Source organism: uncultured Aggregatibacter sp. (genome assembly GCF_901873365.1).
Lineage (GTDB): Bacteria > Pseudomonadota > Gammaproteobacteria > Enterobacterales > Pasteurellaceae > Aggregatibacter.
In genome coordinates this window covers 22,976-39,484 of the sequence record NZ_CABFLM010000042.1, presented here as the reverse complement: position 1 = coordinate 39,484, position 16,509 = coordinate 22,976, and the positions used below count along the sequence as shown (strand labels likewise).

Below are 16,509 nucleotides of genomic sequence, written 5' to 3'. Positions count from 1 at the left end.
GCTCCTTAATCTAAATGAGATTGTTGTGATGTTTGGCCATATTTCACTTGGCGAGCTTGGCGGTCATAGTCGATGTTGATTTGTTGATCGATATGTACGGCGACTTCTCGACCCGGCGGAACGTAAACGGCATCAAACATCTGGCCGTAGCGTTGACGGAACCAGTCAGCTGTTTCTTTCAACCCACCGCCTAATGCCTGCCCTAAAACGTATTTGCCGTTATTACCGGTGACTGCACCGATGACGGCTCCTCCGTCAACGACAGTGGTTGACTGAGAAGACGAAAGTCCTTGCGCTGCCGCTGACGCACCGGTCAAGAGGAAGTTTGTCGTGAGATATTCGGGCGCATTGGTTTTACGCTCGCCCGGAATACAAGGCACACCATGCGGATCGGATAACCAACCAATTTTATTATTGTTATCCCCAGTTGAAACAATACGGCCATCACTAAATACAAAGGTTAAACTTTTCACATCGCCACGTACGCAAGATAAGGTCCAGTCACCGCTTGCGGTGCCAGAGACAATTGCGCCTTCAATATCCGGCAGCTCAATGCCGTTGGCAATGAGGTTGTCACGTCCAATTAATAACTTGAACGGATAAGGTTCTGTCACGTTGTTATCAATTGGCACACGGCCTACAAGTGCGGTCATCGCAACAGAATTCGTCAAGGTTGAGTTTGCTGCAATGGTAAAAAATGGCGTTGCGGTATTTAACATGGAATTACTGCCGTTATTCATAGGTTGTAACCCTTCAGCCTTTCGGATGTCATTAATGCTGTTATCAAACATTTTGGGGAAACCGATTCCGGTGCCGTTTGAACCGATAGGTAGCGGATTACCACGGTCGTCCGTCATCCGCATATCACTTGGATTAACCCAATTCATACCACCGCTATTTTCAATTTGAGCCCCAACGGTAGCTCCATTAATCGGTAAAGGTGCATTTGTACTTTGTTGAGCTGTCCCCATCACCTGATTACTGCCTTGCAATACTTGGTCTTTTAACGAGTTAATTTCGGCAATTAATGCGCCGGTTTCTGCTTGTACTGCTTGCTGAATCTGATAGTCAGTATTACTACTTTGATTTTTTAATTGCTCGTTTTCTCGCATCAATCTGTCATTTTGGCTGATGACATCATCAAGACGTTTATTATTCTCTTTAACCCTGCCAACCAACGTTCTTACGGTATCTTTTGAGGTATCACCTTCGATTCCCATTGAACGTAATTCTTCCGGTGATAGATCATTAAGTGAAATATCCAGTACATCCTCTTTTTTGGCTTCAGCCGTATTGGATGTACTGCCACTGGAAAAAAGGAATCCCACCATGGTAAAGACCACCACTGCCGTGATACCACCGATAACGAAGAACGCTTTATTTGCTTTCATTTGCATGGCTAACTCCTTATTTTGTCGTGGTCACTGTCGTGGTGACTTTTTTCAATTTTTTGGGTTTGTACGTATTAGATTGTGGAATGACCGATTGATTAGGGTAACCTTCCGTCACTAAATACAAGGTTGTTGTATCTTCAGGCGCGCCATGTCCACCGAGCCAATGATGCTGAAAGGTTGCGGCGTAAAAATGACCCTGTAATTCGCGAGGGTCAAGTTCAATACGTGATTGTCCTTGGTTTTGCAAACGGATTGCAGTCACCACATACTCATCAAGCTGCCAAGCGAGTAATGGGGTGGCGCGTATTGGTAATGCCGGTAAAAGGGTTTTTATCGGGGTAGGAAGACGGTGTGCCACTTGGCGAACGCCGTCCAATGGTTCAACTGTGCGTAATGGGGCATAGATCATTTGTGCTGCATAGCGTGTAAGTGCCGCAGGCACCGGTAGTGCAGGACGGGCGTTTGGTATCGGTTCATTGTTGGCACTGACCTCTTGATTATAAACCGCCCCTTGATTTTCAACTTTGTTTTCATACACTAAACGAATAGGCTCATCCGCATTGACGACAGACGATTTTGCCTGTACATCTAATAAGATCATTTCCCCGGTGGCTAAATCCATCAAATGTAAACGTGTTTTCGGGAAATCCGCTGTGGCTTTGAGATACACCGCGCCACCGGTTGATTGAATACGGAGTTTGTTGTCCAGTTCCGGCGGATACCCCACCTTCACATTTTTATCAACGAAAATAATGCGTTCTTTCTCAATTTGTAAATCAACTGAGAGAGGCTTACGTGCCCATTTCATCAAGACATCAGCTGAGGCAACCGGCGAGAAAACAAAAGCAGCGGTCAGTAATAAGGTGAGTTTTTTCATTATGGGTTTTCCCTTTCTTTAAATTCTTTTGCTTCTAAACGTAGCGGAATCGAGCTGTAGCAATTAAAGCCCAATCCCCATGGATTGTTTTGTAAATCCGTTTCCATGCGCACAATATTGATAGGAAAGCGGGTCAATACACGTTTTACCGGTTCATCTTTAACATATTCGTCTACGCTTAAATCAAGATTGACCGTCCAGCTATCCGGACTATGCACAATCACACTGCTGTCTTTAAACCCGCGCCCAACAATTTCATAGACGCCACGTGCCCGTTCACGTAACTCGCCATTGGATAAACGGTCGTAATAATCTTTTTTCAAAAATTCTTGGCAACTTGGTGTCAAGAAAGCTTTATTTTTTTCAATATTGACCTTGTACTCTTCCTCACCGGACTCCATCCAGCGATTCAGCTGTTGGAAGGTTTGATAAGCAAAGGCATAAACGGTTGATTTTGGCACTTCCCACCAGGGTCGTTGACTGCCCGCACGCAAATCAGGTGGGTTATAAATCATTAATCGACTCGGTGCGGTAAAAATAATGGCACATAGCACCAAACAAATCACAAGCAATGCACCAATCGCAATTCTCCCGGTAACGATTTCGCGATTTTTTTGGTGAACGACCCCTTTTAATTGACTCATAATAAATTCTCTTATTTTCTAACTCGGCGAATAGACCAGGTTCCTTGGCGGGAAATAAATTGATTTCCCCCTAATAAGCTATCTAATTTCACTTCAATGACACGATTCAAATATGCCTCTGGTTTACCGCGCTTGAGGCTGGCAATGACCACCTTGCCCACCAAAACCGAGATAATGCAAAACAACATGGCAAAGGAAGGAATCAGTAACCAAAAACCGAACCCGAAGGCAAAACAACAAAGGAGGCCAAGTACCGCACCCAAGATAAATCCGATAGCTGCGGCCAACATAAACTCACTCACCGATAACCCGCCGTATACATTCGCCTCGCGGTTAAATCGTGTAGGAAGGAAGGGGATCGTTTGTTCTTTATCGCTTGACACCTTGACCTCACAGAGACAATTAAAATAGACCAATGGCCATTTTCACCAACCAGAGGCTGAAGAAAATTAAAATAAAGCCAAGAATAAGAGCGATAACAAAAGGGCCCCATCCTTTTCTGTCGGCTTCATCTGTTGCGGCGTTATAGGTTTTAATTAATGCTTTAACTACAGTTAGGATCGCCCATGCGGCAAATAAAACTGCGGCTAAAGTGGCTAATCCCTTCGCAACAAAAAAGATGATTTCCATCGGATCTTTCGTGTTGCTATCTACCCCGGGAATTTTAAAATCAGGAATTTTAGCGGCATTAATACCACTCCCGCCGCCTCCGCCGGTTGCAAATGCATTTTCCATCGATAACCAAAGCAGGGTCATTACCGCAAGAAAACGGTTCGATAGTTTCTGAAAAGAAGATTTGATTAATGTCATAATATGTCCTTATGGTATTAGTAAATAAAAAAGCTTATGACGCATAAAATTAATGCGGCACCCCATAGAAGCAGTTTGAAGAAAGACCAAATATCACCTTTATTCAGCATAAACTTATAGCCATTATTGTTTGCCCACATATATGCAAGCAGTAATACGGCGATCAAAATAATGGCTAACATGATTTTTAGCTTTAGCGGATCTAAACCACTTACAGCATAAAAGCTCTCTAATGGAGAAACAGAAGGGAAATTTGCGTTACTCATGCCTTATTGACTCCGAAGATGAAGATAATCTTCTTTCAAACTTCGAATGGCTTTGGGATTACGTGGAATCGCACGTGAAGGATTAATGTATTGTTTAATACCTTCTTGTACAGTCGAAATATCTTGCTTTGCTGCAGCATAATCAAAATATTCACGACGCTTTTCAGAAACCTTGGCACTCGCTGCAGCACGTTGCAACGAAAGTTTAGCTGCCTCTAACTGTTTAATCGCCTGAGCTAATTGTTCCTGTTCTGTAGCTTGAACTGTCGCCACACCGAATAAAAGCCCGAGTGCAAGAGGTAAACTGAAAATGTTTTTAGTCATGGAGAACTCCTTACTTGAAACTGATTTCACGCAAAGAGTGCCAAAGATGAAGGGGAAATTTAATGAAAAACTCTTTTTGAATTCAAAACAGTTTCCCCCCATAAAAAAGGCATTTATTCTTCAAGAATAAATGCCCGTAATAACAATATAGAAAAGGTTTAAAGGTATTTTTTAAAGCTTGCTGCGGTTACACAGATAGATAATCCAAATAAAAATGCAGCGGGCACCAAAATCACATTTGGGTAAATGGAAATTGGAATTGAAAGATATAACACCCATGCGGATAACATAATTGGCCCAATCAAACGTCGAGCATGATGGTAGAGAAAGCTTGATTCCCGCCCCGCACCAAATTTTCGGCGGTCACGCATCATTAAACCTTCAGTAAATCCGGCAAACCCGGCCAATAGAAAAAGCGGAGAGGTAAAAATAATGACAATAAGACGAATGACAAAGGTAATCACGACATAAATCACAGACTCAATGTAAGCTCGTCCATAATGATACACCCACAAACCCACGCCACTGTGTTCACGAGGATTGGCTAACCAATCTTTCACACCTGTGTTGATAAAAAGCCATTCATGCAATGACAAGATAATCGCTTCAGCCAATTCTTTTGGAGAGTGATAAAAAAGCCCCCTAGTTAAGTTATCAGAAAGCCATTCAAGCTCAGTCAACATCATTTTTTGACTATGTAAATGACCTTGTTCAGGCCATAAAAATGCAATCCCTAACCACTCAAAAATGATACTCAAAATTAATGATCCGAATAGCGCAGCCAAAGTCGCATTAATGTAGTGAAAAGGCCCTCTCTTCTTTTTTCCAGTAGATTTATTATCAGCCATTATTGTAATGTTCCTACTGGAGATAATTTACAGTGAAAGAAAAGATAACCTTTTACTTCACCTTCTAAAAAAATTTGGATTGCACAGAGACCATTTTCAGTCGCTTTTACATCATTAGCCGTCCAAAGTGAGATACCTTTATTGGTATATTTTTTCAAAAATTCATGTGTGGTATAACGCTGATTATTCCAATCTTCCAAATAAGGTAAAAAATAATTAAGCAATTCATCTGCGTTTTCTAGCCCACAAGAACAGCTAGTGACTGAATCAAAATCTACGCGCATATCAGGAAGATTGAGTAAGTTCATATCCGGTTGGTTAATTATCTGTGTCATCAAAATTCTCCTCATCTGTGTCATCATTCTGATCAATATCTTCATCTTCCATCTCTTCAGCAACGGGAGTTTCTACATCTCCAAAAAGCATTTCTTCTCCTGCGTGTGAAGGTACTCGATTTAATGACATTGACTGAAAAGCGGTTGCTATATCTTGACTTGGCGCATAATCAGAAAATGCAGATTGCCACCAATTTGGTGAAATATGGTAATTTTTACGCATATAAGCCGTCAATTCTTGAAGTGATTCTGGCATCACATCATCTTTGTCAACTGCAGGTAAAGGCATTCTTAATTTATACAGTGTACTCCCCTCAAGAAGGGCAAATGCCTGACCTTTTGGTAGGTTTGTAATATGTGCTGGCGATAGCATCGGGACCATTTTTTCAGATATCCGCTCTCCAGTATTCGAGGTAAAGACTTTACTATCATCCGGATTACTATTATCTGTTGTACTGGATGTCACCATACTTTGATAAATCGTGACATCATTGAGCTGACGTGTTAAAAATTCAGCTGTTGCAGGTTCTTTCACACGGAACATTAAAAGGGTGTTAAAGTTACCAATAGTCTGCCCGGTCTTTGCCTTATTCCCAATTCGTGCTTCAATATCTGAAAGAGTTTGCGTATAGGCCGTCACTTGCATGCCCGCGCCACGTCCTTTATTAATTAATGGAATGAATTCGTCGCCCATTAATTCGTTAAACTCATCGCAATGAAGGTTGATTTTAGGCGGTTTGTTTTTAGTTTTAAATGCATCTGGCAAGCCCTCATCCACGCCGAATTTGTAAATATGACCAGCCATTGATACCAAATCAGCAAACATACTATTACCCACTGCTGCAGCCACGGTGGCATCGGATAACGCATCTAATCCGACATAAACAATGCCTCTCTTACGAATAATGGATTCCCAGTCAAAGATGGGGCGCTCATCATGAATATCGGTGTAATCAGGCGAGAGAAGCTCAGCAGTTTTACCTGTTGTGAGTTTTTCAAGTAACGGTAAAAGCGATGCCACAATTTTATCAAAATAGGTTTTATCGTAACGTACCGCACTGGATAGCCCTTCAAGTACCGGGTCAAAAATTTTATTTTCCAAAATATACTGGTTAATCACCGCAATAAGCGGTCTATCTTTCATTGAAAACGGGAGATTTTTCACATCCAATTTAGCCGCAACCTCAGATAAGGTTGGCCAAATTTTCTTATCTATCGCATCAAAATGAAGCTTCGCATAATCTAAGAAAAGCGCGTCAATGTTTTGCACAAAGCGAGAAATCTGTAGGTAATCCGGGCGTTTTCCCATCTCTACTAATGCTCGAGAAACGATATTTACAAAACGCCATGCAAATTCTTTAAATGCGGCACTATTTCCGGCACCGCTTAATTGTCCGGAAATCCGTCCCGCGACTTCAGAGATTCGACCAAAACGGCCAACCGGGTTATAACGGGCAGAGATTTCAGGATGACCGAGATGGAAGACATAAAATTCATTTTCACGTCCGGCACGTTTTGCTTCCGCATACATTCGCTTTAGCATATCCGGGTCACCTTTAGGATCAAAAAAGACGACAACTTCGCGCTCTTCAGGTGTTTTACCTCGATGTATATCTTGAGTGACAAGCACTTCCGCAAAGCGTGTTTTTCCGACACCGGTTGTACCAAACACTAAAGTGTGACCGCCACGGTCGCCTAAAGGCAACATGATATTCCGTTCATTGGGTTCAACACCGTGCATCACCGGAATACCACCTACCGGTGGTAAAGGACGAACCGGATTTAATGGAGAGTCTATAGAGGTGAGTCGAGAGAACCAATTATCATGGATCTTTTCGTAATCACGAGCGGCTTTAAACCACTTTCCACTTTTCCAATAAATTTGTCCATTTGCAGAGAAACAATCATAAAGACGTTGGGTATGTTTAGGTTCCCATTCAAAACCACGTCCTAAGAATAAAGCTTTTTTACTGACTGGAATCTGACGGCTAGTCAAAGCATAGTGAGGGAGTCTACGCAAATTCCGGTGATAGCGTACAATTTCCATGCCTTGACGCAACCGCATTATCCCCATGCCGGCAAATCCTGCACTGAGGCCATAACCAATAAGGGGATTTAGCGCAAGCGACCATGGCGCACCATAGCAAACTAAAGCACAAGCGCCATGCACTGCAGCTGGGAAGAATTCAACCGGTGGGCGCAGTAAGCCTTCTAACACATGTTTTTGACTCATTGTGACAATCCCTCTGAAGTCAATAAAGCAGGGTAGTGAGCAAGATTCAATCTTAAAGCCAAGTCATCCCCAGGTGTTGGGATTAAGGTTAAATCAGGCGCTAATTGACGTAATTCGCTTAATTCATTTATTGTTTTAACGCTTACGACAAGTCCCATTGCCTCAATTTTACGAAGGTAGTCATAATTACGGTATAACCAGTTTTTCGAAAAGTTATCGGTGCCAATGAGGAAAATCGGCAGCATACCGGGTAAATTCATTTGAACCGGTTGAATTTGTCCTGGTGTCATTCTGTGAGAAACAACAGGCAAGATATCGGCCTCGGTTAATGTTGACGGAACGCTATTAGGGTAGGCTTGAACCATTGATTCATCCGGTTGTAATGCTTCATAAAAACGGACTGCACTTTCCCCGCCAAAATCACCAATAACTTTTAATTCGGCTTGCGCCTGAACTACTGCTCCTAAGCAGACCAAAGAGAGGAAAAAAGATTTGTACTGCATAATGTTGTTCTCGTATTAATTGGTTGGATTTTGCCAACGAATCGCTTGTTGATTTGTTTGATGTGAAGCCGGTTCAACCCAACGCATAGCGGTTTCCGTTGGCGAAACCCAATGTAAATTTGCAGGTAAGGGTTTATTCTTAATTTGATAACGAGGTGATGCAGAAGAACGCTGGAAATTAGCGATTTGTTTACTTTGATTAAATCGTCCGCTTTGATAACTCAAAAAACCTTTTACCGTCATGCCATATTTCATACCGTTGCGTTGCATATTATGAATATCTTCGATAGTCGATTTACCCTGTAATGCGCGATGTAACCCGTCAAGGCCAATATTATGTGCAAGATATAAATGCTCATCTGTCGGTTGAATCCCCCGTTCAGCGAATTGTCCAAGATGCCAACGGGCATAAAGTGCGGTTGCTAAGGTGTTCAGTCGCTTATTTTTACGCGGATCAATTGCTGTATTACGGTTGTTCGGTGTAATTAGTTTCATACCCAATGCTTGACCTTCGTTGGTCGTGGCTAACCAATTCCAGGTGCCTTGTGTAAATTGCCCGACGCCGGTTGCACCGGTTGGTGAAATTTTGCCATACCATCCATCTTCGATTTTAACTAAACCGCGCAACATTGATTCACTGATTTGATAGCGCGAAGCGGCTTCTTGGATATAGCTATCTACATCCGAACCAAAGCCGCTAAATGCAGTGCTTTGGAATGAGAGCCCAAGGAGCATGGCACACCAAGCCATGTCTAATAAACGACTTTTTCCCATGTCCCATCCTTTTGAATTTGGAATGCAGCAGGCATCTTGCCATCGGCATATTGCAACCAAGCACCATTATCATGGTTTAACGTGATGAGTTTTTTCTGTACTTTATTCGGATCAATATGATGTTTTTTAGCCCAAGCATAGATATCGTCATTGCTTTTTACGTCGACAAAATAGATATCAATCGGTGTTTTCTCGTTAACATAAGAAAGCATGCGATCTGCATTGCTCTCACATTTATCACAATTATCTAAACGGGTAAAATAAATCACACGACCGATGCGCTCAGAAATATGTGGTTCAACGGTAAAAGGCTGTTCATTAGGATAAAGCTCTGCAAACACGCGATCATAGGTACGTTGAAACTGTAATTCGCGTTCCATACGATCATGCATTTTCTTTGCTAACAATCGTGCATAGTGTTCTCTTTCCTGTTCATTACGTGATTCCACGCCTAAGACGGTGAGAGGATCAAGCCCTGGAGACCATATACCACGAGCACCTTGATTAAGCTCTTGATAGCGCTGCCATTCGCTTTCCGTTAATCCCCACTCTTGCGGCTGCATCTGAAGCACTTGCTGATTTAGCTTATGTGTTAATACATTTTGTTGATTTAATGTTTGAGTGGCCAGCTTATTTTCTGTGGTTGTGTCAGATGATGCATTCAAAGAACATAATCCCAATGTCGCCACAATGGAGAAGATTGTTAAGTAACGCATCGCCTTACTCCTCAATGATTTCCGTGATTGTGGTGGTTACTGTTTGGGTTTCGATGGGGGAATGGCGTGTTGTAATATTTTGAGGAACCGAGCTTCTTTGTTTAAAGCAAACAGTACGTGTAATATCGTTTAAAGTAATTTCATACGCCGGTCCAGCCAACATTTGTAATGCTTCTCGTAATTTCATCGGTCCGAATTGATAATGCACTTTAGGGAGTGGACGGGAAAATAATGTGGGTAATGTCGGTTCATTATTATTGAAACGCTGACAAAGGGCTAAGCCGGTATTATTTAATGTGGCAGTAAGTCCGTTTTCCACATTGGCGTTAAAAACCTTTTTATTGTGTTGCGGTACAGTCACCGTAACGCTTTGATCTAATAAGTACTTTTGGCCATCTTCTGGTGCTAAAGAAACTAGCGTATAACGACCTTCACGCAAAACCTCCGGTGTTGTCGGATGATCGTCAATATAAATATCCGGTTGAACAACACGTTCGGTTGATTGAGGCGAGGCTATTACGCTTGTCGTAGACGGAACGTCAGTCATATTTTTTTCCGTTGGATGAACGGAGCAGGCATTGACCAGACAAAGAGCGATTGCCGTTAAAAGGATTTTCCGCATATAAAATTCTCCATAGATAGAGGTGAAATAAATTTGCGCTCACTATGGATAATCTGTAAGAGGATTTAAATCATTTATTGTTCTTCCGATTGAGATAATAAATTAATAGGCTGTCAAATATATTTTTCCGGCATATAACAAGAGGAGGTGTGTTGGATAAAATACATAGAAAAAGTAATGTTGCCATTGTGGATAGGAAACCGCTTTTTCTGCCGTCACGGCAGACCATAACTTGGGAAAGATTAGTGCTAATAAAGTCAATCCCATAGCGATTATAACGAATGGAAATAAGTCACTCTGCAAATACGTGATGAGCATTGTAGCATTGACATTGAGTACACAAATAAACAAGCCAATGAAACAGATAATTTGTTTCCATAATGTATGGGGGCGATGTCGTACATATAAATAACAAAATAGGCAATAGACAAAACCATATACTTGATAATCGGCAGTCATAGCGATGGTTATTGCCAATATAATCATTCCGATACCGCTTAATTGCTTGGTCAGTTGTTTTTGAGAAAGCTGTCCCCAACCGGAGACGTAGATAATGACAGCAAAGAATTGAAATAAAATATTGAGGCTCATCTTGTCGTTAAATGCCCATTGATAGGGAAGTTGTGAAAGCAATGCCCAGCATAACATTCGAAGCGCATATTTTTTTATATTTCCATTACCTTGAGCAAGATGAACGGCGACAATGAACCCAAAGATAAGGAATGCACTTCTTCCTATTATACGAAGCCATTGCAAATCAGGGGATTCAAAAATAACGGCAATGTGATCTAAGACCATGGAGCCTAGACCTATCCATTTTAATTGTTTAATTTGAGATGAAGTAAAGTAAGGCATAATTTTTAATTTCATTTTTACATGCTGGAATAACTTTATGACTATGAAGAAAATAGGAATTAAAAGGAAGATGTTATTCTGTTCATAAAACAATATAAAAACTTACCTACCAAGAAGAATCTCCTGGTAGGTAAAGTTCATGCTATATAATACCAAGCGAAGAAAAGCTTAAATGTTTGTTAGGTGAAACAATGAAGTGATCGAGTAATTGAATTCCCATCAACTTAGCTGCTTCTTTAATTTGTAATGTGATATTTCTATCAGCGAAGCTAGGCTCTAGACATCCGGAAGGATGATTATGACCTACAATCATAGCTGCAGCATTGAGTTCTAATGCACGTTTAATAATTTCACGTGGATAAACACTTGTACTACTGATGCTGCCTGAAAATAGTGTTTCTGCTTTAATTAAACAATTTTGGTTATCAAGGAATAAGACAACAAAATGTTCTCTTTCTTCACAACCAATTTTGTTTTGCAGATAACGCCCAACAATATCACTTTCCGAAGCTTGTAATTCGGTCTTATAGAGCGAATTTCTCTCCATTACCTTAGTTAAAATCTCTTCTGCTTGACTCAAAATCTGTTTTTCATCAGAAGTTAATTGGTACATAACGATATTCCTTACAAGAAAGGGAATATCGCCCATAGGGAAATATTCCCCATGGGATAAAAGAAAACCACAATACCCTAAAATTAGAGTATTGTGGTTGTGTGTGAAATTAGGTTATTTGGAATCGCTAGACTGCTTATTTTTCCCAGTAAGTTCGTCCCAGTTTACCCAGAGTACGAGACTGAAAAAAATCACGACAGCAAGCGTAAACGACCCGGTTGTTAAAATTAGAGGCCAATTCATACATCCTCTTTTAATTAAAGAACTTAAATAGCCCCATCAACATTCCCATGCCGGCAAGAAGAAAACCGGCAGTTTTGTATAATGTGGTGTGAAGCTCATTAACAAGGCGTGATTCAAGTTGAGCTATCTCAATTTTGAATTCACTCTTGGTTAACAGAGGATGTTGACTTTGCTCTAATGCTTCATCAAGAGCCTCTGCTAAAGCTTCAGCTTGCTCCTCAGTTTGTCCATTTTCTTTCAGTTTTTTGACAAATCTAAGTTTATCAAAACGAATACTTGCCATGGTATGCTCCATACAATTTCTCCTAAGACTGGTTTATCATAACACAAGGAGAAATTACCCATGAAGGGAATATTTCCCCTTATGGGTAAAGAAAAGACCAACAAAATTTGTTGGTCTTCGTTGGTTTATAGATTAGTCGTTACCTTGCTCATCTTGACGTTTTGCTTGGTACTTCAACTCACCGTCTACTTTAATAAAGTTGATACGGTAGAGTCTCCCTTTAATCGATACGCCGGTATCACCTTTTTTGTGATAATCACTGTCTTTTGAATAAGTGAATGTGTCATACCACAAATCACTCATTACAAATGAAACTAAGACTTTTTTCTTCGCTTCAACAGCTTCTTGGCAACGTTTGATTAAACTCACAGTCTCTTCACCTGAAACGTTCATATCAAAAAAACGATATTCCGGAGAATCGGAAGAACCTGTAAGAGCAGCAATTCGACAAGCCCAAAATGCTTCCCCTTTCTTTGGCTTGATTTCGCGAATATCATTTAAATATCCGACACCATGAGTATGCAAATTGAAGTATTGAGTTGAATTTTGTTGAGTTTGTGTAGTCATGATTTGTTTCTCCTAATGTGAAATAAAAAAGCGGAGAAACATTCCTACCCAAACCGGGAAAAATGTTTCCCGCAAGGGTTAGATTAAGGTAAATAAGTAAAAATGGCTTCAATAAGTTCAAAAATTAAAAAAAGCATAATAAGTACGAAAAGATAAGGTGTTATCTCATCTGCATACTTATCAATAAACTCATCAAATGCATTTACAAATTTACGATGTAGTGAACTGAATTTCATCATGTTTCTCCCAAGTGGTGAAAAATGGGGAAACATTTAATCCAACACGGGAAAATATTTCCCGCCGAGGGTTAAATTGTGATTAATCTAGAATAAGAAATCTTATTAGATTAAGGATGGTTTTAGGTGGCATTCCTGCAATAGCAGCGTATCCTTTCAGAATGCTGGATAACATTTTGGCTGTGATTCTACTTACTCAAAGGTAAGGCGTTGCTTCTCAAGAATCGTGCAACTTCTTAAAGGCTGTTTTCACAGCACCTTAAAACTGTTGTCATTAAAATCTAAAGCAAGTCTAAAACATAGGGAAAATTAAAAATTCTTTTTGGAGATATTTTACCCAAAAGAAAAGGTCACTCAGAAAACTGAATGACCTTATAGTTTTGACTATAGATTGATTAAATAAAAATTAAGTGGGCCAAACTAATTTGATTCATAAAAATACTGATACGTTCGTTACCATATACGGATTTTTATGGCTCGCCTTATCCGATTACTTTGTGGCCATTAATCGGTTATATCTGTGGCATCAAACTGACACAAAAGGCACCCATTGTTTCACCGGCGGGCTCCGGTAAAGAAGAGGTAGCAAGCCATTGCGGATTTTTAAAATGCACTTTGCAATACACTTTAAAAATCCGCAATGGCCGGCGATTTAGAAAAGTCGAGAGTAAATAGGGTGCGTTACGCCTGCATTACTCTGATAGTTTAGGTGGCACACCCCACAAGGCGCGTTAATCAATGTGAGAAATTCCTTTCAGCGTGCTGGAATCATTTTGGCTAGTGTGAATTGATAACCGACAATTCACGAACGGTCTTTCGAAGGTTTCACTATAGCATTATTTGTTTAAATTCGCTATCGCTAAGCTACTTCAATAAATCTCGCAAGCCTGAAATTTGCTCACTCACACTCTTGCCTGTTGTTTTTCGAGTTCCTTTAGAGCTCTTCTTACCGATGATATTCTCAATATATTGGCAAGAGGGATAGGCGGAACATCCCCAAAATTGTCCATTTTTCCCATTGCGTTTTGTCATTGGTGCACCACATTGAGGGCATTTCCGAATTTCAATATTTCCCAGGCTCATGCCTTGTTTAAGGCACTCTGCCATAAGGTGACGAACAAAAGTTTCTTGTTTTTGCATAAACACTTCTAGCGAAAGCGTTCTTTCAGCAATTTGATTGAGCGCTTGCTCCCAAAGTGCGGTTAACCCCGGGTCTTTTAACATTGTTGGAAGACTATCCATCAACATCATCGCTGCTTCTGTCGCCAATAAGGACTTTCCTTTTTTCTGTAAAAAACCTTTATCAATCAAGCCTTGAATCGTACCAGCCCTAGTCGCTTCAGTACCAAGTCCTTCAGTTTCTCGTAAGCGTTGTTTTAAACGCTCATCAGTGACAAAGCGAGCTGCATTTTTCATTGCGGTGAGCAATGTGCCTTCTGTGAAGTGATTAGGTGGTGATGTTTGTAAAGTTTTCATTTCTGAATCAGAAATCTGACAGATTTGCCCTTGCTTTAAGGTAGGCAAGGCTTGAGGTGTATCATCATCTTCATCAAGTGATTTGCCAAATAGAATTTTCCAACCTGGAGTAACAAGGACATTCCCTCGTGCGCTTAATATATGTTGACCGCACTTCAAAATGATTTGAGTCTTATCTGTTTCAGAAATAGGTAAGAATTGAGCCAAATAACGACGGCGAATTAAATCATAAAGCTTCATTTCTTCATCGGACATTTTACTGATATCAACTTTTACCATAGTCGGAATAATGCCATGGTGAGCGGTAATTTTCTTATCATTCCAAACACGTGATTTTTGATTAAGGTTTAAAACGGCTGATATCGGTTGCAACCGCTGATCTGACTGCAACACGTATTGAATAACACGCGATGCTTCGGCCAGTTGTGATTCCGGCAGATAACCGCAATCTGTTCTAGGATAGGTTGTCGCTTTGTGAGTTTCATAAAGTGATTGAGCTATATCAAGCACTCTTTGCGCACCCAATCCATAAAGGCGGTTAGCCTCCGATTGTAAGTCACTTAATGCAAAGCAAAGTGGGGCATGTTGTCTTTCACGTTTAGTTTCAACAGACTCTACTTTCGCTTGGCCTAATTGCCGAATTTGCCGGTTTGCCGCTTGTATCACTTGAACAGACAAACAAAGACCATCAGGATCGCAATATTGCTCCGGAATAACATATTGCGTAGCAAAATGCTGTTTCCCGTCAGAAAGCATTACCTGCAAAGTAAAGTGTTGCTTCGGGATGAAGTTTTTTATCTCTCGGTCACGATTCACAACCAGGCTTAATGTAGGACTTTGTACCCGCCCAACACTTAAAGGCTTTCCTTGATACCCTTTTTGTTGAGCCAATAAGGTATAGAGACGTGAAAAATTCATACCAATAAGCCAATCGGCTCGACTACGTGCAAGCCCGGCGTAGTAGAGTGATAGTGTTTCTTCATTGTTTTTGAGAGAGGCTAAAGCCTTACGAATACTTGCCTCATCTAGTGCAGACAACCAAAGGCGTTTTATTTGTCCTCGAAATCCTGCCAAATCCAGCAATTCTCTTGCTATAGTTTCGCCCTCTCTATCAATATCGGTTGCAATGACAACAAGTTTAGCTTGTTTGATAAGTTTCATGACGACATTGAACTGTTTTTTTGTTTCTTTTTTAGGTGAAAGCCCCCATTTACCCGGGATAATTGGCAAGGTCTCAAATGCCCACTTTTTAAAGGCAGGATCATATTCTTCAGGATTAAACTGTTCTACTAGGTGACCAATTCCCCAGGTAACGGTAAGCTGACCGTCAGGTGTTGATAAACAACCCTCACCACGCTTTGTCGCGCCTAATACTTTTGCAATATCGTTACCTTGTGATGGTTTTTCACATAAAAATAATTTCACTACTTCACCTTTAGTCTTCAATATACGCCAATGAATCTCTCCAGTCTTTGCAAGCACTGAGACGTATAAATTTTATATTGTCTAAATTCCATCCATGATAATAAGGACTCCAATGGCGCCAATTTGAGGGTGGTGATGCAAGTGAAGGTTTTTCTTCAAAACCATATACTTCTCCTGTAGGTTGAGTCACAACATAACGCACCCAATCCGGTGCAATATATTCTTTACCTCGATAGATGATCTTTTTCTCCTTATCGATTTTTATGAACGTTGTCATCATTTACTCCTTTTTTCTGTAACGCATACTGTCTCAATTCTTCAGTAGAGATATGTTGCAATCCCTTTCTAATGATTTCCTGCAAGATTTCAGTTTCCTTAACCATCACTTTAGTTTGAATAATTGTTTCAACTGTTTTTGCCTCGACCTGCTGCCAGAGTTCAATTTCAATGTGTTTAGTCGGCATA

Annotated in this window: 22 protein-coding genes; all 22 read right to left on the bottom strand. The window is 40.7% G+C overall.

What is annotated here, in order from left to right:
- Positions 1 to 5: 5 nt before the first annotated feature.
- The 22 genes from QZ106_RS01390 to QZ106_RS01285 all read right to left on the bottom strand — a co-directional run bounded on the left by QZ106_RS01390 (position 6) and on the right by QZ106_RS01285 (position 16,508).
- Entirely contained in the window at positions 6 to 1,397 is a 1,392-nt protein-coding gene (locus tag QZ106_RS01390) for a TIGR03752 family integrating conjugative element protein (RefSeq protein WP_295973298.1), read from the bottom strand.
- A gap of 10 nt (positions 1,398 to 1,407) precedes the next feature.
- On the bottom strand, positions 1,408 to 2,271 hold the full coding sequence (locus QZ106_RS01385; protein WP_295973296.1) for a TIGR03749 family integrating conjugative element protein: 864 nt from the start codon (positions 2,269 to 2,271) through the stop codon (positions 1,408 to 1,410).
- On the bottom strand, positions 2,271 to 2,915 hold the full coding sequence (locus tag QZ106_RS01380) for a PFL_4703 family integrating conjugative element protein (protein WP_295973293.1): 645 nt from the start codon (positions 2,913 to 2,915) through the stop codon (positions 2,271 to 2,273). The genes QZ106_RS01385 and QZ106_RS01380 overlap by 1 nt, the downstream gene beginning before the upstream one ends.
- A gap of 11 nt (positions 2,916 to 2,926) precedes the next feature.
- Entirely contained in the window at positions 2,927 to 3,298 is a 372-nt protein-coding gene (locus QZ106_RS01375; RefSeq protein WP_295973290.1) for a TIGR03750 family conjugal transfer protein, read from the bottom strand.
- Between the two features lie 19 nt (positions 3,299 to 3,317).
- Entirely contained in the window at positions 3,318 to 3,725 is a 408-nt protein-coding gene (locus QZ106_RS01370) for a DUF2976 domain-containing protein (protein ID WP_295973289.1), read from the bottom strand.
- Positions 3,726 to 3,742: 17 nt separating this feature from the next.
- Complete coding sequence (locus QZ106_RS01365) at positions 3,743 to 3,991, bottom strand: hypothetical protein (protein ID WP_295973286.1); 249 nt, start codon at positions 3,989 to 3,991, stop codon at positions 3,743 to 3,745.
- Positions 3,992 to 3,994: 3 nt separating this feature from the next.
- Complete coding sequence (locus tag QZ106_RS01360) at positions 3,995 to 4,315, bottom strand: RAQPRD family integrative conjugative element protein (RefSeq protein WP_295973284.1); 321 nt, start codon at positions 4,313 to 4,315, stop codon at positions 3,995 to 3,997.
- 158 nt (positions 4,316 to 4,473) lie between these two features.
- Complete coding sequence (locus tag QZ106_RS01355; RefSeq protein WP_295973280.1) at positions 4,474 to 5,163, bottom strand: TIGR03747 family integrating conjugative element membrane protein; 690 nt, start codon at positions 5,161 to 5,163, stop codon at positions 4,474 to 4,476.
- Positions 5,163 to 5,498, bottom strand: a complete 336-nt coding sequence (locus QZ106_RS01350) for a hypothetical protein (RefSeq protein ID WP_295973277.1) — start codon at positions 5,496 to 5,498, stop codon at positions 5,163 to 5,165. Before QZ106_RS01350 ends, QZ106_RS01355 begins: the two co-directional genes overlap by 1 nt.
- A complete protein-coding gene (gene traD / locus QZ106_RS01345; protein WP_295973275.1) occupies positions 5,482 to 7,731 on the bottom strand; it encodes a type IV conjugative transfer system coupling protein TraD in 2,250 nt (749 codons plus the stop codon). Before traD ends, QZ106_RS01350 begins: the two co-directional genes overlap by 17 nt.
- Positions 7,728 to 8,234: an integrating conjugative element protein gene (locus QZ106_RS01340; RefSeq protein ID WP_295973271.1), complete on the bottom strand. Its 507-nt coding sequence runs from the start codon at positions 8,232 to 8,234 to the stop codon at positions 7,728 to 7,730. Before QZ106_RS01340 ends, traD begins: the two co-directional genes overlap by 4 nt.
- 15 nt (positions 8,235 to 8,249) lie before the next feature.
- Complete coding sequence (locus QZ106_RS01335) at positions 8,250 to 9,008, bottom strand: transglycosylase SLT domain-containing protein (protein ID WP_295973269.1); 759 nt, start codon at positions 9,006 to 9,008, stop codon at positions 8,250 to 8,252.
- A complete protein-coding gene (locus QZ106_RS01330) occupies positions 8,987 to 9,724 on the bottom strand; it encodes a TIGR03759 family integrating conjugative element protein (RefSeq protein ID WP_295973266.1) in 738 nt (245 codons plus the stop codon). Before QZ106_RS01330 ends, QZ106_RS01335 begins: the two co-directional genes overlap by 22 nt.
- A 4-nt stretch (positions 9,725 to 9,728) precedes the next feature.
- The gene (locus QZ106_RS01325; RefSeq protein WP_295973263.1) at positions 9,729 to 10,271 is read right to left on the bottom strand and encodes a hypothetical protein; all 543 of its coding nucleotides are present in this window, start codon (positions 10,269 to 10,271) and stop codon (positions 9,729 to 9,731) included.
- Positions 10,272 to 10,448: 177 nt separating this feature from the next.
- Complete coding sequence (locus tag QZ106_RS01320) at positions 10,449 to 11,216, bottom strand: TraX family protein (protein ID WP_295973261.1); 768 nt, start codon at positions 11,214 to 11,216, stop codon at positions 10,449 to 10,451.
- Between the two features lie 127 nt (positions 11,217 to 11,343).
- Positions 11,344 to 11,814 carry a DNA repair protein RadC gene (gene radC, locus QZ106_RS01315; RefSeq protein ID WP_295973259.1) on the bottom strand — a complete coding sequence of 157 codons (471 nt, stop codon included), beginning with the start codon at positions 11,812 to 11,814 and terminating at the stop codon, positions 11,344 to 11,346.
- Between the two features lie 253 nt (positions 11,815 to 12,067).
- A complete protein-coding gene (locus QZ106_RS01310) occupies positions 12,068 to 12,340 on the bottom strand; it encodes a hypothetical protein (protein WP_314370765.1) in 273 nt (90 codons plus the stop codon).
- 132 nt (positions 12,341 to 12,472) lie between these two features.
- On the bottom strand, positions 12,473 to 12,907 hold the full coding sequence (locus QZ106_RS01305; protein WP_295973254.1) for an STY4534 family ICE replication protein: 435 nt from the start codon (positions 12,905 to 12,907) through the stop codon (positions 12,473 to 12,475).
- A gap of 83 nt (positions 12,908 to 12,990) precedes the next feature.
- Positions 12,991 to 13,146 (bottom strand): hypothetical protein, encoded by a 156-nt coding sequence (locus QZ106_RS01300; protein ID WP_295973252.1) that lies wholly within the window; start codon positions 13,144 to 13,146, stop codon positions 12,991 to 12,993.
- Between the two features lie 861 nt (positions 13,147 to 14,007).
- Positions 14,008 to 16,044 carry a DNA topoisomerase III gene (locus QZ106_RS01295; protein WP_295973249.1) on the bottom strand — a complete coding sequence of 679 codons (2,037 nt, stop codon included), beginning with the start codon at positions 16,042 to 16,044 and terminating at the stop codon, positions 14,008 to 14,010.
- A 10-nt stretch (positions 16,045 to 16,054) separates the two neighbouring features.
- Positions 16,055 to 16,321: a hypothetical protein gene (locus tag QZ106_RS01290; protein WP_295973247.1), complete on the bottom strand. Its 267-nt coding sequence runs from the start codon at positions 16,319 to 16,321 to the stop codon at positions 16,055 to 16,057.
- A complete protein-coding gene (locus tag QZ106_RS01285; protein ID WP_295973245.1) occupies positions 16,296 to 16,508 on the bottom strand; it encodes a hypothetical protein in 213 nt (70 codons plus the stop codon). Before QZ106_RS01285 ends, QZ106_RS01290 begins: the two co-directional genes overlap by 26 nt.
- Position 16,509: the final 1 nt, after the last annotated feature.